This window comes from Desulfobulbus sp. (assembly GCF_030824455.1).
In the GTDB taxonomy this organism is placed as follows: domain Bacteria; phylum Desulfobacterota; class Desulfobulbia; order Desulfobulbales; family Desulfobulbaceae; genus Desulfobulbus.
In genome coordinates this window covers 1-20,744 of record NZ_JAVBXR010000005.1, presented here as the reverse complement: position 1 = coordinate 20,744, position 20,744 = coordinate 1, and the positions used below count along the sequence as shown (strand labels likewise).

The window sequence follows — 20,744 nt, the reverse complement described above, 5'->3', positions numbered from 1 at the left end:
TTCCTATCGACTAGAGGCTGTCGATGAATTTTTCGATTGCCGCCCAAGTCCACACTACTGTGTTGACTTCGACAAGATTTGTTCGGTCGTCTTTATACACCCATATTCCAATAACCCTTTTCTTTTCTTCTCGCGCACACTGGATCTCCCACTTCTGGCCGCTCGAACTCAGCGAGTTCTTGCTCACAAGTGCAATAACGCCGTCTGACCGCCGGATACGAGTACGAACCCGATCTTTCCAATTGGAGTCATAAGGATCCTTCACGGACATGTCTACGTACTCGAATGGTGAGTTTGTATGCAGTGATTGGCCTTTTAGAAAGTCTCTCTGCCGCTCATCTTCGATAGCAAATGCTACAAAAATCACTTTATTATCAGTCACTTTTTTTATCTCCATTTCGGTGGTTAATGATCTTGCGAGTGCAGTACGGTGCGCTTTACTGCTCGCCTTCCGTCTGTCGAATGAATTCCCGCCATTCTGAAGAGTACTTCCAAGCACCAACCACTTTACACTGGTCCACGGCGTCAATCACCTCGTTGGGCAAGACTGGGAGTTCGCGATTTGGTCCGAGGTGATCAAAGAAATCTTGTTCGTACCAGAGTTGTATTTCTCGGAAGTCATCAAGCGCCGTTGCGTGCTCATGAGGCGTCGCGTCGGTAGCCGAGACGATAAACTCCGAATATCGCCAACTGCGCTCGACGTCCCAGCGTCGGAGAAGGGAATATGCATCAACAACGTTAGATGGAAAATAATCTCGATCTAATCCATTTATGGTTGTTATTTTCTCATTAGAAAGAAGTGTCTCAAGTTCGACTGTTCTAAACACACTATCGTTGAACGCGCCTTCAGCGATGATTTCAATACGTCCAGTCGCAGCGCTGGCGAAACGACTGGAAAGGACATCCCACAAGTTTCGAGCAACCATATATAGCAGATCGTTCTCTGGGTAATTCAGTTGCAAGCTGATCAAGAACTCTCCTCCAGTCGTATCTTCCAGGCGACATGCGATTCCAAGTTCCCGGAATACTTCAGCCTCACGGCAAGAAAGTTTGTCCCACCATTTCGGACCATCAGGAGTAGCCTCATCTATGGAGACTCCCGTCAGGATATCTCTCCCCGACCACAGAAGGGCCATGTTCTCTGGCGACGAAATGTCGACAGAAGAAACTTCGCTTTGCAGGTTGGCGATCTGCTCACGACTTAAACGTGGGCCTGGGGCAGCGGCTCGAGCACGCGCCTCGTCAAGACGGGATTTCCAAGTCAGGCCGTAATCGCGCCGAATGATTCTTTCGTGCACTTCCATATTCCCCTAATTGGATCTGTCAGCGAGTTATGTTGAAGCCTGCTCCTGCAAGCCGACCCCGAGGGCCTACCCTCATCTTTCGTGCAGCCTCGTGGCACACATAAATCCCTTATCCCGTTTCAGGCCATCGTTAGGGTTCTTGAGCGCTGGTATTGCCGGCTATTCGGATTTGCATCTTGGACAAGAACTGCCTCTCGGATAGCTTACACCGTGGCGAGGGCAACGAATAAAATCAAGGCCTCTTTTTTCATAATCGTCAGGACGGATCGTCGTGTCTTTGCGAGTAGTCTTTTGCTCTTTATCCTTAGATTTACTCATTTTTCATCCTCCGGTTAGGCATAATGTGTGATATCTATTGCTTTGATGAAAGGAAAGAAGATAATTTTTTCACCCTGATAATATGGTCATAACCCCAGGTAGCCAAAGCCAGTGTAGTTATTAAGGCCTTATAAACGATGTCAAACTTTGACTCTATTACGATAGCCAAGAGCGAAGCTATCAACGACAGAGATGCCGCTTCCATTAAGCCATCACCTAATATATTGTCTTCCCAACGGAAGTCCTTATGGCCTTGTAGATTAAGCACGAATAGGTAGCATAAGAAGCTAGTGAGTAAATAGTATGCTGGTAGCTGTAGGCTGGCTTCTACTTTTCCATCGACCAAGAACAGCGCTAAAGATCCACTAAAGCTGAACCCCATCATTGCCAAAATTAAAGATCTAATATTCTGGCGATCTTTCTCTTCTTCATCTAGCTGCTCAAGCATATACCTTCTGAATACAATACCGAGTATTCCTCTGGTGAGTAAAGGTAGAAATGGTACCATGTAGCTTAGTGTGTTTAAGCGCATATATCGATACCTCATTAATAATCCAGCAAGCTATTTACCCGAATGAGACGCGCTCAAACTAATCCCGTTGGAGGATCTGGTGGTTGTAAGGTTTTGAGCAGTATCCGCGTCGCCCAATGTGTCCTCGTTTATGCTTTTTTCTGCATCTGGGACATCGTATCAGTTCGTCGTAGCACCTCTTGTACAATCTCTTGGTGATCACCCATTTTGACAGTCCTTTGACCCAGTAACAATAGAGTTTCTCATTAGCATCGACGCACATTTGGCGCTCGCAGGAACAGAACCCTTCTGCGGCTATCTGCTCAGGGAGAATGACCGAGCCGTCATCGAGAGGGATGGGCAATCTCTCGGATGGCCATTGAACAACTTCATCTTTCGGCAAGAGTGTTGGCAACCGACGCGGATCGAATGCCTTCAATAGGCATCGCATCACACCCGCTTTATATGAACTCTTGATATCCTTGCCTGCACCAATGGCATCATAGAAGCCTCGGGTGAACTCGATTGCTGCGGCATCCGCAAGAGGTCGCTCGGAAGCTACCGTATACGGTACGCCAAGCGCCGTCAGAACGCCTTGGGTCAATGAATAGCAACTGTTTAGCACAACGCATTCTATCGGTGGTGAGTTCTCGTGCATGAGCTTGGCAACAGCGGCCGGAGGTGGGATGAACGGATCTCCACGTTCGTCCTCCAACACAAAACCTTTACCGCTACCGTGTCCAGAGAGGTGCACAATCTCGTATCCCGTCTCTAAGACTGCTCTCGCCAGGTCATCAACACTTGTAGCTGTCCTGAAGTCAATCTTGATGCGCGCACGCTTTCGACTCCGATCTATGCATTCTTGAATCACGCGCTGCTCTTCGCCCAAGCGAAGAAGGTTGGTTCCCCGTGGATTTGCGAAGACTACAAGGATTTTCTTCACACTGTGTCTCCTGGATTTAATGCACCCTAACGGTTAAACAACCTGCCGGCCGAGGTGTTGCCCTCTTTTTAAGAACACGGCTATTTCCGGTCAGGTTCATTGGCTAATTAGTTAATTATATTCACAATCTTTGAAATACTGTTCCATGCCTAGGCAAAAAGAGTCTTTCATAGATGCGCGTTGCGTATTCATCTGTCATTCCAGATATATAATCACATATTACCCTTAATTTTTCGGTTTCTGTAGAAGCATTGTCCCAAGTATTTTTGAAAGTATTTTTCAGAAAACGCTTTGGATCAGAAGCAAAAGCATTGAATATCTGTATTACTATTTGCTGTCCTCGAAATTCCAGTGTTTGAACTTCCGGAATGTTTATTACATTGTTGTAAACTAACGTGGTTAATAATTTTAATGCTGATTTAGTATTTTCAGGAAGAATAACGTTGTATGCAAGTAAGAGACTTTTATAATCAGGTTTTTTTGAAATTTCTGCATTCGTCATAAACGTATGAACTAGGGCGCCAATTGCTCGTTTTCTCTGTGAAGAGTCTCCGAATAAACTTGACCCAATATCTATTATTTCATTTTCTTTCATCCACTCTTTGTCAAATTGTTCTTCAACAGAATTCCACATCTCACGAGTAATTAGGTGTAAAGCTATTCCATCTTCTAAATCATGAACTCCATATGCTATATCGTCAGCTAGCTCCATGATAGAGGTATCAAGAGCCTTTTCTGTAGGTTTTCCGTGTTGGTCATCTTTTGGATCAGAATGATGGGTAAATATCATTTTATCGACGTACGAAAATGGGCTAAATATCCAATCAGCGACATCTGTTTCTTCATTATGATAACATTTAGGAGGTTTCCAATCCGACGATTTGATCATTAAATAATTTCCAGTGGGAACTATCCCGGTTTTTTCCAATTTTCCATAGTTAACAGGATATTTCAGGACGCCAAGAAGTGCACGTCTGCTTAAATCTAATCCGTATTTCGGTGTATGAGCCTCTAATTTTGATAATATTCTTAATGTTTGGCCATTCCCTTCAAATCCACCGTGTCCACGCATGCAATATCCGACTCACTGTGCCTTGTTTGCCTTCCTCCTTTTTCAGTTGTCAGGCATACTCTCGATACTCCGAAAGAGACACAGGGTCTCCCGGGTTGCCGTGCATTCCCAATGTCAGACATGCCATGGTCTCCGACCCCGGGAAGCAGCCAGCTGCTTGCCATTAGCGGCGCTGACTGTGTTGACTTCCATCTGTTAAACAATGTCGTCCTTCCGACTAGGAAAATTGGCTCCTCGTCGTTTTGTGTGGGTTTGATTTTCCGAGGGATCAAACCCACACAAAACGACAAAAATAACAATAAAACCAGTTTGTTGTGTCAAAATGGCTGCAGGCATAGCGAAAGGGCCAATTCCTCAGGAGGCGGCCCTTTGCGCATTGTAAGAACAGATAGATAGATAGCGCCGAAGAGATATTGCGCCTTGAGCGGCATCATAATCTCAGCCCATGCAGCCAGCCATTTCCTGGCAAATTCCACTCGAGATGTCGAGGAGCCGGAAAATTACGGGGCTCAATCCCTTCAACCTTTCGGCTTACGGCCTGCCTGCTCGCTATCCTACGCTTAAAGCTTCATGTTACCATGAAGCCTCCAAGGACTCGCTACCCGGTGGTTGGCCAGCCTTCCGGGGCGGGATTCACACCCGCTGAAATACACGACCTTGCCCGGCCGCACTCAACATTGTTCCAATATATCTTGCCTCTTGATCTTCGTTCGTCAAATCACTTGCACCATTGCTTTTCACAGGGAACCCCATCCCCATCTCCGTCCATTTTTGAACCGGCGCAATTATTCAGAAAGAATGTTGCCTCTTGGCATGAAGTCATCTGTGAGCAAGAGGTTCTTCCGTCGCATTTGGACTGACCGCCCGACACTCCACCATCTATACGCATATCCCCTCCAACGAGGATTAGAGGGGAATTATCCTTCGCTACACCGGGCCGCTGTGGAGCACTTTTATGATGTCGCCAATCCCAGGGTGCAATCGCAACAGGATCCGACCAGAGCCCTTTTTTCTGCTTGCGAGCTGCAGCCTCTGATTGATTCCACTCGGAACAAAAATTCTCTTTGCAATACTGCTGATAAACCCAAGCGTAGCCGTTCTGGATGATCAATTCGTTGAGCCCCTGGCCGTCGATCTTAACCAATCCAACTATTCGTCCATATCGGTCAATATCCTTTTGCTCGACATCGACATTCCTTCCTAAAATCAGGCTGCTGGTCAATTCCTTCGCCTTTTGGCCAAAGCTCTGATTCATTTCGGGAGCATCGATCCCGTACAGCCTAACCCTCAGTTGGCGTCCCTTCCTCTCCACATTGATCGTGTCGCCATCGGTGACAGAAAGCACCTTGGCTGGCCATGCGAAACTCTTGGATGGGGAGGTGATGAGAAGAAAAAAAGCGAGAAGACTGAGGTAAAATGCTATTGAGCGTTGCATGCAATCTCCCATTGATGGGGTAGATGAAGTGGCACTATTGCCCTCTACTGCACCATGGTAAATAAATCAATACCGGTAAATTTACTCACGGTCACTGATTCGGCGTATAATCAGGGAGATAAAAGTGAATAGCGCCTAAAAATCATCTCGTTTCAATATCGCAGAACCAATGACCGCGAGCTCATCATCTCGCAAGGTAACGTGGTGAGCATGGAACCCTCATTCCATGCGTGACTTTTTAACCAGATCAAGCAGGCAGGATGCACTCAAAAGGCAAGGTGACCTTGATTTAGCGATGGATTAACCTCACCATTTTTTCGGCACCCAGAGTGATAGAAATTGATGAAAAAGAAACGTGGGGGTGAAGAGATCGTGCGAGATCTCCTCACCCCCACCGCGACCAAATGGTTTATTTACCAAAACAAATTGTAGGTTAAGTAGGTTAAGTAGGTTTATCTCCTTCTGAGATTTTCAGGTTCAAGTGCGCAGCAATTAAGCTCAGGCGTTAAAATTACTACCTTTACTATTCGTCCGGAAAAGAAGGTTTAAAATCCCCGCCTTTCAGGCCCAAATTGCCTAGCTGAATCATTTCACCTTCTGTGTTGAACATCCAAAAGATGGCACGACGGGTTCAGCATCAAGACGTTCTGAAACCGATGAAACCGATGAAACCGATGAAACCGATATAACTCTCCAAGCTTCTGCAGAACGGGTACTGGAGTCTTTCTCAAATTTAAGCCCATCGACGGGACGACCGGCATGTCTACTAATCCATTTGCCAAGACGGTGCTTATTCAGATAGTCACGCTCACCAGCTATATCCATAAAGACCTCCAGCAGTGCGTCATCACACTTACTGACTGTTTTACGGATCATTAACGGCTGACTCCCAAATTGGCCATGCCAGAGATGGAGCAAAAGTCCCAGAATTTCACGTTCTGAATCATGAATAATGGCATGGAAGATGCTTTTAGCAGGGTCAGCACATCCCAGCCAGAGCAATGGTTGCCGACAAAGATCGGACCATTCTCCATACGATGCTAGAGTTGGAACATCTATGCGGGGGCGCCCTGCAGCGATCCAAGCCATAATAATTGTCAAAGCCAGGCTAACAAAATGCCCGCGATCAGAACAAACCGTGTCGACAGGATCTTCTTTGAATTTCCGGTTAGCAGGATTTTCGCAATCTGGTTCGAGCTGGATAGTAATTGTTCGCCTTGTCATGTCCTTGATTGGGCCGACGTTGTTGCCACTTGAAAGGATCAGGGTTCTAGTGCCAACTGTTGCGATTTTGGATACACCCAAAATTCGGCCAGTCAGGGATTCTTCGGTTAAGGCTGAGCAAAGGCTCTTGTGGGGGACCAGGTCGGTCGTCATGTTATCAAAATTAATTACCGCTGGCGCAGTTAGAAGGTGTGCCAGCAGCAACTTTTGGCATTCTTCATCATCTCTAGGAAAAGAAACCGCTGATGCTGGCTTGGCGGTGGCAAAGGCCGTGAACAGCTTAATCAGATGGCTTTTCCCCGCTGATATCTGTGTGGCTCTAACATGATACATTGGTGCGAAGGGGAGTGATGGACGAACAACCGCTGTTAAAATCGCTGACAAAGCAGCGGAGTGATCGGTTTCTGTTTTGAAACAAAACTCTTCCAGACGGTTATTGATAATTTCCAAAGCATGTTCCGCATCCTTTTTTGAGGGGGAACCAGGGATTTTAAATTCCTTATTATCAAACAGGCCAAATATTTCAGTGGTCTCATCATATCCAGATTGAGTTACCAAGGAACCATCTGGCCGCAAATACGGTTGTTTGGCAATCCCTCGTAAAGCTGGAAGATGTGGATAATTTTGGGCATCGTATAGTATTCTGCAATATCTTTCAGGTGGATCACAGGGGGTCCATCCCCTACGTTGATCAGGTCTCTCAAAACAGACAAGGTTCGATAGGTGCCTGACAATCGATTGCAAAGATAAAGTTAAAAACATAATATTATTCGATTCTTTATCTGCGACAGCGTTAACAATTAATCCACCTTGATTGTAAAAACTGCCAGCTTTGGCCAACTCCTTCTCGCAATGATCAACGATTTCCCCCAGATGACCAGCTGGCATACGAATAGTAGACCGATTTTTCGCTTCGGCCTTGCTGATTCCCAGGTATTCCCGCAAATCTCGCATATGTCGGTCACGGCAATGCCCATGCAGACAACTGAATCCGCCAATAGGATAAGATTCGCTTGGCTCGAAATAAGCTGTTCCTCCTCCCAATCCATCTGTGTGCTGATGTTGCCATGGACAATCGATATCGTGCGTTTTGTTACCCAGTGGCCGCAGGTAGAGGCCCTGTTCTTTTAATTTCGCAAGAACTGGATTTTCCAAACACCGGGGGATGTACAATTCGTCATCAGTACCATTTTTTCTTTGATTATTTTGGTTAGTTACGGCTAAGTGTCGGTCCCCAACCAAGCTGAAATCTAACTGTAATCCATCGATAATTTCTTCAATACTGTATCGTCGTTCAGGATGCCATTCTGCTAAACGACATTTAAATGGTGGGTCATGCTTGCCATTATTCCCAACGGGCAAGCGGGCGAGTCTGGAAAGAGGGCCATCCGCCCCGGGGTCACATAGTCCAGCGAAGATGATGCTCTTCATCAGTCGTTCAACGATCGTGCCATCGGTTATAGGTTCCCTGAAAATGTACCCGGCTTGGAAATTCCCAGGGCTCGTTTCTAGCAGCCAAGATGGAGTAAGGGTCAACCTATCGAGACTCACGGCCTTTGTGCCGACATCATCAAGCATAACTGCATGCTGGGCTGCGAAATACCTTTTTTGTCGTCGGTATTTATTTTCAGAACAAGGGTTAAAACTGGCTAGAGAAAAATAATTATTGCCCTGAGAAGCAACTGTCGACTTCTCCTTCAGCCAAGGAATAGCGGCCCATTTCTCTGACGATACCTTTCCTGAATGGCCAATAAAACTACAGCACAAAGGGCGCTGATCTCCGGCCGCATCTCCGAAAATTGCTTCTAAAAACTCGTTATTAGAAAGATCGATTTCTTTGTGCTCGCCTAGTGAAAGAATTTTGCTCATAATTTTGACTCCTCAGTTTGTTGGATTAATTTTCGCCCAAGTCAATCCTTGGTTCATAATGTTGTCCATGGTTGTAATTTTTTACAATCCAACAAATCCAACCGACTGATAACAAAAGGATTATTGCTAAGGGGCACTGATCAGACATGACAAAAAAATCGCTTCTTTCAGGTCTTCAATTTTTTTTATCTGACAAGTAGGCAACATGAGGGAAAGCAGTCTAAATTAATTTCCTCCTGAATCAGTGAAGTCCTAGGCGTTTTCCGCAGCAGTTTTGCGTACACCGAAGCATTGAAAGTTGAAAAAAGCCGGGGAATGTCGGCTGAAACGGAGCCCAGGCAGCGACCGTTGCTGATCAACCTACTGGTTAGGTAAATCAACTCTTGGATCACAGTTTTGATCCGTCTGCGTTTGACCGAATGTGGTCGCAGCCACTGAGGTTATCAGGGGTTACGATTCTTCACGGTCGCATACTCTTGAACGGTAGACGCGACCCATGCATTTTGTTGTGTCAAGGCAACTCGTCGGCACCCATATTAAGGATCTATACGCAGAAGCCGTCGGCCTTTGTAGCCGGGTCACAAAGCGCTGGGACAGCGTATTAGCGGATAGTAACCTTGACAACTTATTGAAATATTGTATTTTAAAATAAGGGCACAAGGGCACGCTAAAGATATTCTTACCAATAATTGTGAACAGAAATGAACTCCAAAAATCAAATCAATGTAAGACTGAATCCAAACCAAATACGTCTCTTGTTGCATCTGGTCGGGTTTAGAAAAAAAATAATTAATACTACTTATAATGATATAGCTCGGGCATTGGGAATTACCAAAAAAGCGGCGAGAGAAAGGGTTGAAGCACTAGAAAGAGAACATTTAATCTCGAAAAGCGTGGCCTATCTTAGACAATCAGACAAACCCACGGGAATACAGATTCGTGTCTTTGACCTTGCTATTGCATTTTTACGTACAGATAGAAAAGAAAAGGAACTTAATGAATCACTAAGAAATTACGTTTTATCTATAGAAAGTTTTTCAATGGAAGATTGGATAGAAATTAGGTTAATGGCAATACACGGGTCGACAAAAATTGTAAAAAAGAAGATCAACGCAAACCATTACAAAGAAGAATCTTTGACTATTAGAGAGCTAAATAAAATAAAAAGTAAAATAGAAAAATTTATAAGTGATCAAAAAACTAGAAATCACTTTAGAAAAAATTTTAATATAACACCACTGTATAATCAGTTAGGCATTAAAAATGCCATGATTGAAGGGGTGTTTAATGATAATATTAAAAAAAATGATACAGAAAGAGGTGTTAATAGGAAATTTTTCAAAAAATTTGAAACATGTTTAGATTTACTAATGGAAGAACCGAGTGATAAAAAGAACTGGATTGTGCTGGCGACAATTTTCGAAGAAATGTCAATGGATGATCTTGTAGTTCATATGCTTAAAATATTGAATAGTCTCGAAAATAATTATTTGATTAGCGCTTTTCATGATAGATTTGAGTCGATCGTTGGAAAGATGCCTGAATTGTCAGTTCCTTTATCAAGGATGTAGCGCTCACAAAAAGAAAAAACTTTCTTGGACATGCGTTATAACCATGATAGTGTTTAACGATATATTGACATCATCCTTCGTTTTATTCATGTCAAAACAATATTATGCCACCATGTGCATTGAATCCTTTGTAGGACTATTGAAATAAATTATTGATCAAAAATCATCTGTCTCTTTCGCAAGAGAGTTTTGTCGTTTCAGGGTGCTGCGCAATCAAAAATGAACATTATAGCTACTTTCAAACTGACTGCAAGGCCAAAATTTCTATAACAAATATGATAAAATGGGAGTTTTGCGATGGTATCAATTAATAATGATACTGAAAGATATATTCTCTTGAGTGATGTTGCTGACAAATGTATCAGTTTGGCTGAGAAATGGAATTACATTACGCATAAAAAGAAAATAAAGAATTTAAATTTAGAAGATGAGCTGATTAAACGGGCGTTTGAGCAACAATTGCACCTGTATTGTTTTGTGCCCGTTGTGCCCGCTCTGCCAGGGTTGGGGAAAAAATGGTTTTTCATCTGGTCGGATAACCTTAAATATTTTTCGAGTCCTCAAAATTCAATTGAATGCAACATTTTTCTTGTTAGCTCCAAAGATCGTATCAAATTCGACCGAAATTACGACAGTGAACCCAGATTAATGGAGGTCAGGAGGTCTGATCTTTACCTGAGCCTAGATGAACTCAAAAGGTTAGAGGAGAACGGCGAAGATTTTGAAAACTTGGTCATAGTTGAGCACAATTTGGCAGTGGGGGAAGTTAAAATCGAAATAGGCTCAACTCCCGAAGAAAAAAATATTTCCAAGCCAATGGATTCGAGGAAAGAAACATCAAATATGCCCGCCATCGACGGAATTTATCTCCCGCCAATTATAGATGACTCTTCGTTGGCTTCCTCATACGGTCCAGATTTGGAAGTGGTCTTGACAGTTGAAAACCAACCACCTCTGGCTAGCGAAATTGAACAAGAAAGTCATTCGATGGCTCAAACAGAAAAGCCAAAAAGGACAAAGCAACCGAATAAAAAGAAAGAAAAAACATTACCACTCAACTTTGATACAGTTGTCGAGAAAGCCGTGCCAAACCCGCTTGGTAGAGATGACAGGGAACCGCTACCATTAAAGACTCTTGCCGATCTACATATGCGAAATCTTAGCTTGGAAGATATCATAGGTAATCGCGAGAAGGGAATCCCGGCGATTATCCCTGTTGGAAAAAGTACATGGTATGCCGGAGTCAAATCAGGGCGATATCCGAAACCCTTTGAAGTGTCCGAAGGTCGCGTTGCCTGGAGAGGTTCTGACATCTATGCGCTTCTGCAAAATAAGGGAATGGTGTGATACCTGAGGCTCTCGGTAAACAGGCTAATTAGCTGATTTTTTTACTTTAAAATTTATCCACCGTAGCAGTACTTCCCCCAATCTGACATCAAGGCTATTCTTTTTTCAAAAAAAGTACTTCGTTGATATGCTGCTTCAGATTCATCAGCAAGTTTATGTGCAAGAGCATGCTCCATTACCTCTCTTGTGTGGTTAGTAACTTCAGCGCCCCAATCTCTAAAGGATGAACGAAAGCCATGAACTGTAATGTCATGTCTTTTTATCCTTTTAAGAAGCATGAGCATGGCCATGTTTGATATTGGTTTAGCGATTTTTATGTTGTTTTGAAAAGCATATTCACTTTTCGACATTTTTTTTATTTTAACGAGTAACCCTATGGCTTGATCAGATAATGGCACTCTGTGCTCTATACCCGCTTTCATTCGTTCTTTTGGGATAATCCAAGTTTTATTATCAAAGTCAATTTCCTCCCATTTCAAACCAAGAACTTCACCGGTTCTGCATCCAGTTAATATCGTAAATTCAAGTGCTCGTGCTGATATCGAATCAATAACTTTGATCAGTTGTATGAATTCAGGTATATCTCTATATGGTAGGGCAGGATGATGCCTTACTCTTTGACGTTTACTTATTTTAGTAAGTGTATGTTCTAGCAGTCCTTTCCACCTGGCAGGATTGGCCGATTTTCGATGGCCATGAGTAATAGCCCAATCGAAAATATTTTCCATTCGTGATCGTATTCTTGTGGCAGTTTCATTTTTGGATATCCAAATTGGTTCAAGAACCTTCATCACATGCTGCAAGGTTATTTCCTCACATTTCTTTTCACCTATTACAGGTAATGCATAAGTTTCCAGAGTGTTTGTCCACTGTTGTGTATGTTTTGTATTTTTCCAGCTTGGTGACTCTTTTTGAATATATTTCTTGCTCGCTTCACGAAATGTCAAAGCCTCTTGATTGAGTTGAACTTTCTCTCTTAAAGCTTCTCGTTCTGCTCTGGGATCGAAACCTAATTTGACTCGTTGCATCGCTTCTGCACCAAGTTTTCGAGCTTCAGCCAGACCAATCGCAGGATATGGGCCCAATCCCATGGTGTATTTGCCGCCAGCTCCCCATCTGAGAAGCCATGACTTGGTAATATGATTTAAGTCCGTTCTAGACACTTGAACCCGTAGGTACAATCCATTTCCGATCGAGTGCATCCCAGGTTTTTTTTCATTTTTGCAATATGTATCTGATATCTTTTTATTCATAATTTCCCAGAGTATAAATTGATCAAGTGGTATCAAGCTACACTATGCACCGCCTATTTTCAAGATACACTTTAGCATACACTATCAAACAGGAAGGCATTAACCTTCCTTGGACCTCATCGGACTGCATTTAATTTTAACACCCTGAAAAATAGCGCTAAAATTTATCATCTTGCAACCAGTTGGACGGCTTTGGAACATTAGTTAGAAGGACTGCTTCTCCGCCATGATGAAATAACAAAGCCGTAACCATTGCAACTGGTTACGGCTTTTTCTTTTTTAGGGGCTCAGTCCGTCAATAGTCTGGGATCGAAAACGGCTTTCATTTACAATGAACGCTCTCAAACATTCAATTTGGGACCAGAAAACTGGTCCCATTGCCCCTCTTTACTCAGCTTTTTGTTGCCAAAGCACGGCGGGCAAAGGGGGAGAGCGCTCGACCCAAAATGTCAGTAACAAGAACAGTCATAAATATTGACAATCAACAAGCGCGGCCTTATCCTGGACCGAACAGCGTAGACAGCGGCGGCGCCGTCGCCGAGCAGGAGGCACGCATGCACAATGACGATTTCATGGCCAAAGTGGCCTGTATAGTGGAAACCGACGGACTGCTGAGGGATTACATCGATTCGGTGGTCATCAAGGACATCAAATCGCGCATCGCCGACGACAGATTCGCCAACCTGAACAGCAACCATATCCATGCCGCACTGCTGCTCAAAGCCATCGCCCCCTGCGCCTTAAAGGATTTTGCCGCTGTCATGCGTCTGTCCAAATCCGCCGCATCAGCCCTGATTGAGCGCATGGTGGAAAACAACCTGGTTTTGCGCCAGCTCAATCCGCACAACCGCCGGGAGATCCTGTTGTCCGTAAGCCCGGACTTCGAAGAGCACGTGGTCTACGTGCGGGCGGAGTTGGCCGCATGGTTCGCCGCCTTGGCCGACGACCTGGGTATGGACGCTTTTGAACAATGGCACGCGGTCATGATGCAACTGCACACCGTCATCCTGCAAAAAATACGGGCCGCCCATGCGTAATCTCCCCGGGATCATAACGGGAACGGCGCCAACAACATGACCGGCACGCGCTTGGGGCGGGTGAAATTGGGCTGGCGCAGTCGGCTTCTGTGAAATTCTCCGCAACATTGGGCAACACGCACACAGGGGGGATCGTATGAAAGGATATATCGTCACATTTTTTACCCAGCAGAACCGCGAGCACGATGGCGTATCCGTGGCCAACTGGATTGTCGAAACAGCCAAGCAACTTGGCATCCGCGGCGCCACCCTGTTGTCCGGCCAAGAAGGTTTTGGTCATGACGGCCGCTTTCACTCCGAGAGCATTTTCGACTTGGAAGACCGTCCGCTGCAGGTCATCTTGGTGCTCACAGACGACGAATGCGAACGCCTGTTTGCGGCCGTCAAAAAGAAACAGCTTGTGGTTTTCTTTACCAAAACAGCTACCGAGTTTGGCGTCAGCTCGGACTCTTGAGCCATCATCCGTCGTGGATTGTCACTCGGATTGTCGCTCTGGACGCGATGATGCGATGGGCCGCCGCGCGGCAGATTCATCAACCATAACGCGTTCGCTTGGTTGCAATGCAGCATGTCGCGACACGAATTCGTATCGCACAAGGAAATAAAATGATCGGTCCCTATGTCAACGGAGCGGCGATATTGGTCGGAAGCGTCATTGGCGCGTTGCTCGGCCCCAAACTCAATCCCAACCTCAAGTTGCGCATGCCCCTGGTGTTTGGCTGTGCGTCCATGGGGCTTGGCGTGGCCATGATCGTCAAGGTTAAATTTCTTGCGCCGGTGGTTCTGGCCTTGGTCGTCGGCTCTGTCTTGGGTGAATTGATCCAGCTGGAAACCGGTATCCAGAAAGCGGCCGGCCGCTCCAAAAAATGGATCGAAAAATTCATCAAGCCTACGGGCGAGATAAGTCACGAAGAATTCTTGGACAAATTCGTCGCCCTGCTGGTGCTTTTCGGCATGAGCGGCACCGGCGTCTATGGCGCGATGAGCGAAGGCATGACCGGCGACCCGACCTTGCTGATCGTCAAGGCCATTCTGGATTTTTTCACTGCGCCCATCTTTGCGTCGACCATGGGACTAACCGTAGGCGCGCTCGTTGTTCCCCAGTTTGCCGTGCAGTCGCTGCTCTATCTTGGCGCATCACAAATCATGCCGCTGACCACGCCGGATATGCTGGCGGACTTCTCCGCATGCGGCGGCCTGATCATGCTGGCCACCGGCTTTCGCATCTGCAGCATCAAGCAATTTCCCGTGGCTAACATGATCCCGGCCCTGATCCTGGTCATGCCCCTGTCCTGGCTCTGGGCCGCCTATTTGCACTGACACGCCAGACCGTTGCGTGGGGCGATGGTAGGGGACAGAGTCGGCATTCCATTGGGGATTCGCAAGGAACGGCACGAGGGGCTTGGCGGGACAATTTCCAACCGAAGAGAACAAAAACGCCGCCAACACCCGCCACCAAAAATGAAAACGAGCACAAAACAAAAAAGCCAAACACCGTGTAGGTGTTTGGCTTTTTTGTTCTATTCTAATGGTCGGGGCGGAGTGATTCGAACACTCGGCCTCCTGCTCCCAAGGCAGGCGCGCTAACCAGGCTGCGCTACGCCCCGACGGTTGTCGCTGTGTGACTGAAGGAAAAATTATCTACACCATTCGGTTCGCACTTGCAAGCCTTTTCCCGGCGAACAACCACGGAAAGGGCGGAAATCCCGCCTTATGCAGGGTTGTTTTCCCTCCTGCCCCGTGCCTATCCGCTTTACGCCCTCTCCTGTGCCGGGTCCTGACATTGGGCTGGCGAAAAGAGCCGATGCCCTTTAGGATGACGTGAATGATTCTTCCTCCGGTTTATTGCCGGCCACGTTCACAAGCAGCCTCTGGAGCATCCATGGCGTCGCCCCCACCCCCGATTCAGCGCATCACCTTTCTTTTCTTCTTTCTCGTGGCCTCGCTGATGCTTGGCCGGGTGCTCTGGCCCTTCTGGACGCAACTGTTTCTGGCCTTTCTCCTGGCCAGCGTGTTCCACCCCGCCTATTCCCGGATTTGCACCCGGACCCGGCCCTGGCTTGCGGCCTGCCTGACCTGTGTGCTGATCACCCTGTGCGTGTTTCTGCCGCTGCTGTTTAGCATCGGCGCGCTTTCGGCCGAGATTCCGGGAGTAATTCAACTGGCCAAGAAGAACGACGTCCTGGTCCTGCTGCAACAGAGTCTGCAAAACAACAGCCTGGTCCATCGGGCCGACGCCTTTCTCTCGGGTTTTGGCATCCACCTGGACATTGACCGTCTGCCCGGATTGATCACCGAACTCTCCACCACGGTGGGGCTCTTCATCTACAATCAGGTGTCGGGTTGGGCCGCCGACATCATGCGCTTCATCCTGCAGTTCTGCATCGTCATCATCGGCGTCTTTTTTCTTCTGATCGAATTTGATCGCCTCACCAACTTTCTCCTGCGCCTCTCGCCCCTGCCCGAGTCGCAGAACCGCTTCCTGATTGAACGCTTTTCCACGATCTCCGGGGCCATCCTCATCGGCAACAGTTTAAGCGGCCTGATTCAGGGCGTGTGCGGCGGCATCTATTTTGCCGTGATGGGACTGATTTCCCCGGTGCTCTGGGGCGCGGTCATGGCGGTGGTCGCCTTTATGCCGATTGTCGGCATCGGCCTGGTTCTGCTGCCAACAGCCCTGATTCTCTATCTCAAGGGGTTTGGCGGGCAGGCCCTGGTCACCCTGCTTTTTTACCTGGCCCTCTCCTTTTCCGTGGATTACCTGTTCAAACCAAAATTCGTCGGCGGTCAGGCCCATCTGCCGCCGCTTTTGGTGCTGCTGTCGATCATTGGCGGCATGAGCATGTTCGGCATCATGGGGATCATCTACGGACCGCTGGCGCTCACCGCCTTCCTCACCCTCGCGGACATGTACTTTTGCGAGTATCAGCCCTATTTCGAAAACCAGGATGAAAACGGCAACTGAAACCCGTCGGCGACATTCCGAAGTTGCGGCATGGGCGGCATTTTCGACGTATCTCCTTGACATGGAACAATCTTTCAGGTAACAGCAGGAGGTTTCTCGAACCCGTCCCGACCGTCAATGGGGTGCAGTAAAGGCCTGTCGTCTGTCACGCGCGGCGGCCGCCAGGGCGCTGGGCCGCTTCTTCCCACAGAACATTCCCTTGTGTCATTTGATTTGGAGTTTTTTCCATGGATTTTTTTGCGCTGATCCAAAGCGTTCTGCTCGGCGTGGTCGAAGGGCTGACCGAATTTCTGCCGATCTCCTCCACCGGCCACCTGATCATTGCCGGCGACCTGCTGCACTACACCGGCGAGCAGGCCAAGACCTTTGAGGTCTGCATTCAACTCGGGGCGATCCTGGCGGTCTGCTGGCATTACCGTGAACGGCTGCTGCGGGTGATTGCCGGTTTGCAGCGCGAGGCCAGCGCCCAACGGTTTGTGATCAATCTGATCGTCGGCGTTTTTCCGTCGGCGGTGTTTGGCCTGCTGCTGCACAAACTGATCAAGGCCCATCTGTTCAACCCGGTGGTGGTGGCCATGGCTCTGATCGTCGGCGGGCTGATCATCTTCCTGGTGGAGCGGCGGGAGCGCACCCCGCGGATCACCGACGTCGATCAGATGGAATGGACCGACGCCCTCAAACTCGGCCTGGCCCAGGTGCTTTCCCTGATCCCCGGCACCTCCCGCTCCGGCGCGACCATCATCGGCGGCATGCTCTTTGGCCTGTCGCGCCAGGCGGCCACCGAATTTTCCTTTTTCCTCGCCATTCCCACCATGTTCCTGGCCACCGGCTACGACGTCTATAAATCCTGGCACAGCCTGGCTCAACAGGATCTGGCCTTTTTCACGGTGGGTTTTGTGGTCGCCTTTTTCAGCGCCCTGCTGGCGATTAAAGGTTTGATCCGCTTTGTGGCCCATCACAATTTCAAGATTTTCGCCTGGTACCGGGTTGTTTTCGGGGCCATCGCCCTGGTCTATTTCCTTCGCTGAGATCTGTTATGATTACCGAATTCATCAGTACCATCGCCGTCCGGATTCTGGACGCCACCGCCTATGCCGGCGCCTTTTTCCTCATGGCCCTGGAGAGCATGATTGCCCCGGTGCCGAGCGAAGCCGTCATGCCCTTTGTCGGCTTTCTGGTCACCGACGGCAAATGGAACCTCTGGATGGCGCTGCTTTCCACCAGTTTGGGTTCGCTGGTCGGTTCGCTGCTCTCCTACTGGATGGGCGCCTACGGCGGCAAGCCGCTGGTGCTCAAGGTCGGCAAGTATCTGCTGCTCAACCGCCGCGACCTGGAGCTGACCGAGCGCTATTTCAACCAACGCCAGGGACTGCTCACTGTCTTTGTCGCCCGGTTCATCCCGGTGGTCCGCCATTTCATCTCCATCGCCGCCGGCATGGGCAAGGCGCCGCTGCTGCCGTTCATGCTGGTCACCGTTGTCGGCGCGACCCTGTGGAACGGCTTTCTGCTTTATCTGGGGATGCGGTTGCGCGAGCACTGGACCGTGGTGCAGAAGTATTCGCACCAGGTGGACATCGTCATCATTGTCGTGGCGATTGTTGGCATCGGCTGGTTCCTCCGCTCCCGGCTGGCGGCCCGCAAGCGCAAACTCAACGATTAGCCTGCGGCCTGCGGACCGGAGAGCAATTCTTCCAGCCGCAGCCGGCGGTAATCGAAAATCCGCTCCAAGGTCCGCCGAATGTAGAGCCGGTGCGCCAGTCGCCCCAGGACGCCCAAGGGCGGTTGATAGCAGACCCGATCAATCAGCAATACGCCGCCCTTTTCCTGGCGAATTTCATGATAGTGATGCCAGAAGCGGTACGGCCCGAGCCGCTGTTCGTCGACAAAGCTCAACCCCTCGCGGATGTGCTTGATTTCGGTCACCCAGCTGTGGGTCCCGATCAGGGGAATGGTGATCCGGTATGCAACGATCAGCCCATTGTACATGATTGCCGGGATGTCGGTGACGATGCGGAATTGCAGGTCCGGCGGGGTGATCCGGTCGAGATTGGCCGGATTCTGCAAAAACGCCCAAGCCTGATCCTTGGTTCCGGTCACCCGCTGCTGTCGCTCCAGAATGTACATCGCGTCTCTCCTTATTGGCTTTTACGCCTTTGTTCCCCACGCCATATAGACTGGATCGCTTAGCCAGAGTTCCTGATGCGGATCGTCCAGCGGCCGGGGCCACCCGCGCCGTGAGAGCGTGGACACGTCCTTAAAGCCGCCGGAGGTGTGGAAGAGTTCCGCCGCCAGGCCCAACCGCTCGAATTCGTGCATTTCCGTCCACAGGCGGATGGCCTTGGGCGGAAACCAGCGGTTGGAAAAGGCAAAGGCCAGCAGTCCGCCGGGCTTGAGAATCCGCAGAATTTCCGCCGTCACTGCCAGGGGATCGGTCAGATACTCCACCGAGGCGGTGCAGATCACCGCATCAAAACTGGCCTCGGCATAGGGCAGAATCGGGTCTGCGTTGAGATCCTGCGCCAGGGTTGCGGCGGCCCGCGTGTTGTGCCGCAACTCCTCCTCGTTCATGCCCAGGACGGTGAGACCGCCCAGTTCCAGGCTGTCCGGCAGGTGGGAGGTCCAACTGCCCATCAGGTCCAGCACCTGGCTGCCGGGGCGAATCAATTCGCCGTAGCGGTGGCTGATTTCAGCCCGGGCGGTGTTGTCGAGGTGATGCACCAGTCGGGGCTGGCGGTAAAAGAGGCTGTCCGGCTGCTCGTCGCCGCGCGTGAAATTTCCCAGGGTAAAAAGCGCGCCGCCCTCGCCCGTGAAGCCGGCCTGCATTCCCGGCCCATCGCTGCTGATTCGCTCCAGCCAGTCCTCGCAGCGGCCGCCCCGCTCTTTCTTGGCCGGGGGATGGAGGGCGACGATCTCGGCCTCCAGGCGGAGATCGCGACCGGCCAAGGGATGGTTGAGATCAAAAACCAGCTGTTCTCCCTCCTGGCCAAGACAGCGACAGGGGCTGGTGGACGTCTTGTAGACGCCGCCTACGCCGCTGAGCAATCCTTGGGGATAAAATCGGCCCGGACTGGGCTGCAAAGGGAGGCCTCGGTTGTCCACACCCTGGAACTGACGCGGCCGCACCCGGATGCGCTTGCGCTCGTCATAGGGCGTGGAAAAGTTGGCCGCCGGAATCTTGACGCTCGCCCGGTCGCCCGCTTCCTTGTCCAATAAATCCCTGACCAGTTGCGGGTCCAGGACATCCCGCCAGAAACTGACCGGATCGGCCCAGAGTTGTTCGGTGTGGCTGGCCTGGTCGCTGTTCCAGGTGAGAGTGAACACCACTGCGGCCCGGCTGTGTTGGTTGATGCGCTCCATGGTTTTCCCCGTCTCTTGATGAGGTTGTGCGGCGCCGGAAAAATCCCGCGCCAAGCCCAGACAGAAGGACACTCCCACCGCGTTCCCAGGCGCACAGCCTGCCGGCAGGCATACACAATCTTTCGCCGTCGCCGGTCCGTGAAATTCGCGGTGTTTCCTATGATTGTCGAATGGTGTCTGTGGGCAAAAAAAATCCCCGGCGGCAAAACCACCAGGGAGGCAGGTTACAATTTACCAGCGTTCAGTGCCGACAATCTGATTGACGTCCATGCAGCTGGCCCGTTCGTGATCGGTGAGGTCGCTGATGTTGCGCACCCCGCTGCGGCCGTTGTCCAACGAGCAACTGAATTCCTTGCCGTTGTTGTCCCGCACCCAAACCAACGACTCATATCCCACCGAGTTGACTCCAAGGTCTCTTTCTGTGAATTCCATGACGTTCTCCTCTTGTGTATTGCGTATCTATTGATAAAGGATCAAGAATTTACCAGCGTTCAGTGCCGACAATCTGATTGACGTCCATGCAGCTGGCCCGTTCGTG

19 protein-coding genes and 1 tRNA gene are annotated in these 20,744 nt (G+C 49.0%); 8 read left to right on the top strand and 12 right to left on the bottom strand.

The annotated features are described in order from the left end of the window. Positions 1 to 10: 10 nt before the first annotated feature. The 7 genes from RCH93_RS00450 to RCH93_RS00420 all read right to left on the bottom strand — a co-directional run bounded on the left by RCH93_RS00450 (position 11) and on the right by RCH93_RS00420 (position 8,676). A complete protein-coding gene (locus RCH93_RS00450; RefSeq protein WP_373693236.1) occupies positions 11 to 397 on the bottom strand; it encodes a TIR domain-containing protein in 387 nt (128 codons plus the stop codon). Positions 398 to 437: 40 nt separating this feature from the next. After that, the gene (locus tag RCH93_RS00445) at positions 438 to 1,304 is read right to left on the bottom strand and encodes a hypothetical protein (protein WP_306546015.1); all 867 of its coding nucleotides are present in this window, start codon (positions 1,302 to 1,304) and stop codon (positions 438 to 440) included. Between the two features lie 352 nt (positions 1,305 to 1,656). Beyond that, entirely contained in the window at positions 1,657 to 2,070 is a 414-nt protein-coding gene (locus tag RCH93_RS00440; protein WP_306546013.1) for a hypothetical protein, read from the bottom strand. 142 nt (positions 2,071 to 2,212) lie between these two features. After that, complete coding sequence (locus tag RCH93_RS00435; protein WP_306546011.1) at positions 2,213 to 3,076, bottom strand: CHAT domain-containing protein; 864 nt, start codon at positions 3,074 to 3,076, stop codon at positions 2,213 to 2,215. A 121-nt stretch (positions 3,077 to 3,197) separates the two neighbouring features. Then, positions 3,198 to 4,148: a dGTP triphosphohydrolase gene (dgt, locus tag RCH93_RS00430; protein WP_306546009.1), complete on the bottom strand. Its 951-nt coding sequence runs from the start codon at positions 4,146 to 4,148 to the stop codon at positions 3,198 to 3,200. A gap of 718 nt (positions 4,149 to 4,866) precedes the next feature. Then, positions 4,867 to 5,583: a thermonuclease family protein gene (locus tag RCH93_RS00425; RefSeq protein ID WP_306546007.1), complete on the bottom strand. Its 717-nt coding sequence runs from the start codon at positions 5,581 to 5,583 to the stop codon at positions 4,867 to 4,869. Between the two features lie 585 nt (positions 5,584 to 6,168). Continuing rightward, the gene (locus RCH93_RS00420; protein ID WP_306546005.1) at positions 6,169 to 8,676 is read right to left on the bottom strand and encodes a DNA-primase RepB domain-containing protein; all 2,508 of its coding nucleotides are present in this window, start codon (positions 8,674 to 8,676) and stop codon (positions 6,169 to 6,171) included. 701 nt (positions 8,677 to 9,377) lie between these two features. Between RCH93_RS00420 and RCH93_RS00415 the strand changes: the two genes are divergently transcribed. Together RCH93_RS00415 and RCH93_RS00410 are read left to right on the top strand one after the other, a co-directional pair. Next, positions 9,378 to 10,247: an Lrp/AsnC family transcriptional regulator gene (locus tag RCH93_RS00415; protein ID WP_306546003.1), complete on the top strand. Its 870-nt coding sequence runs from the start codon at positions 9,378 to 9,380 to the stop codon at positions 10,245 to 10,247. Positions 10,248 to 10,544: 297 nt separating this feature from the next. Then, positions 10,545 to 11,594: an AlpA family transcriptional regulator gene (locus tag RCH93_RS00410; RefSeq protein WP_306546001.1), complete on the top strand. Its 1,050-nt coding sequence runs from the start codon at positions 10,545 to 10,547 to the stop codon at positions 11,592 to 11,594. A 53-nt stretch (positions 11,595 to 11,647) separates the two neighbouring features. Here the strand turns inward: RCH93_RS00410 and RCH93_RS00405 are convergent, their stop codons facing one another. Then, a complete protein-coding gene (locus tag RCH93_RS00405) occupies positions 11,648 to 12,847 on the bottom strand; it encodes a site-specific integrase (RefSeq protein ID WP_306545999.1) in 1,200 nt (399 codons plus the stop codon). A 554-nt stretch (positions 12,848 to 13,401) separates the two neighbouring features. On the opposite strand from RCH93_RS00405, the gene RCH93_RS00400 reads away from it, so the two are divergent. The 3 genes from RCH93_RS00400 (at position 13,402) to RCH93_RS00390 (ending at position 15,204) form a co-directional block, all read left to right on the top strand. Continuing rightward, entirely contained in the window at positions 13,402 to 13,884 is a 483-nt protein-coding gene (locus RCH93_RS00400) for a MarR family winged helix-turn-helix transcriptional regulator (protein ID WP_306545997.1), read from the top strand. Positions 13,885 to 14,020: 136 nt separating this feature from the next. Further along, positions 14,021 to 14,338: a DUF190 domain-containing protein gene (locus RCH93_RS00395; RefSeq protein ID WP_306545995.1), complete on the top strand. Its 318-nt coding sequence runs from the start codon at positions 14,021 to 14,023 to the stop codon at positions 14,336 to 14,338. Positions 14,339 to 14,490: 152 nt separating this feature from the next. Beyond that, on the top strand, positions 14,491 to 15,204 hold the full coding sequence (locus tag RCH93_RS00390; protein ID WP_306545994.1) for a DUF554 domain-containing protein: 714 nt from the start codon (positions 14,491 to 14,493) through the stop codon (positions 15,202 to 15,204). Positions 15,205 to 15,413: 209 nt separating this feature from the next. Here RCH93_RS00390 and RCH93_RS00385 read toward each other — a convergent pair. Then, positions 15,414 to 15,491: transfer RNA gene (locus RCH93_RS00385), tRNA-Pro, on the bottom strand. A gap of 275 nt (positions 15,492 to 15,766) precedes the next feature. On the opposite strand from RCH93_RS00385, the gene RCH93_RS00380 reads away from it, so the two are divergent. From RCH93_RS00380 to RCH93_RS00370, 3 genes are all read left to right on the top strand, one after another. Beyond that, complete coding sequence (locus RCH93_RS00380) at positions 15,767 to 16,849, top strand: AI-2E family transporter (protein ID WP_306545993.1); 1,083 nt, start codon at positions 15,767 to 15,769, stop codon at positions 16,847 to 16,849. Between the two features lie 227 nt (positions 16,850 to 17,076). Then, positions 17,077 to 17,877, top strand: a complete 801-nt coding sequence (locus RCH93_RS00375; RefSeq protein WP_306545991.1) for an undecaprenyl-diphosphate phosphatase — start codon at positions 17,077 to 17,079, stop codon at positions 17,875 to 17,877. An 8-nt stretch (positions 17,878 to 17,885) separates the two neighbouring features. Then, positions 17,886 to 18,509, top strand: coding sequence for a DedA family protein (locus tag RCH93_RS00370; protein ID WP_306545989.1), 624 nt, complete (start codon positions 17,886 to 17,888; stop codon positions 18,507 to 18,509). Here the strand turns inward: RCH93_RS00370 and RCH93_RS00365 are convergent. The 3 genes from RCH93_RS00365 to RCH93_RS00355 form a co-directional block, all read right to left on the bottom strand. After that, the gene (locus RCH93_RS00365; RefSeq protein ID WP_306545987.1) at positions 18,506 to 18,973 is read right to left on the bottom strand and encodes an SRPBCC family protein; all 468 of its coding nucleotides are present in this window, start codon (positions 18,971 to 18,973) and stop codon (positions 18,506 to 18,508) included. The genes RCH93_RS00370 and RCH93_RS00365 overlap by 4 nt on opposite strands. Positions 18,974 to 18,994: 21 nt before the next feature. Beyond that, entirely contained in the window at positions 18,995 to 20,206 is a 1,212-nt protein-coding gene (locus tag RCH93_RS00360) for a methyltransferase domain-containing protein (RefSeq protein ID WP_306545985.1), read from the bottom strand. Between the two features lie 231 nt (positions 20,207 to 20,437). After that, entirely contained in the window at positions 20,438 to 20,638 is a 201-nt protein-coding gene (locus RCH93_RS00355) for a hypothetical protein (RefSeq protein ID WP_306545983.1), read from the bottom strand. Between the last annotated feature and the right edge of the window lie 106 nt (positions 20,639 to 20,744).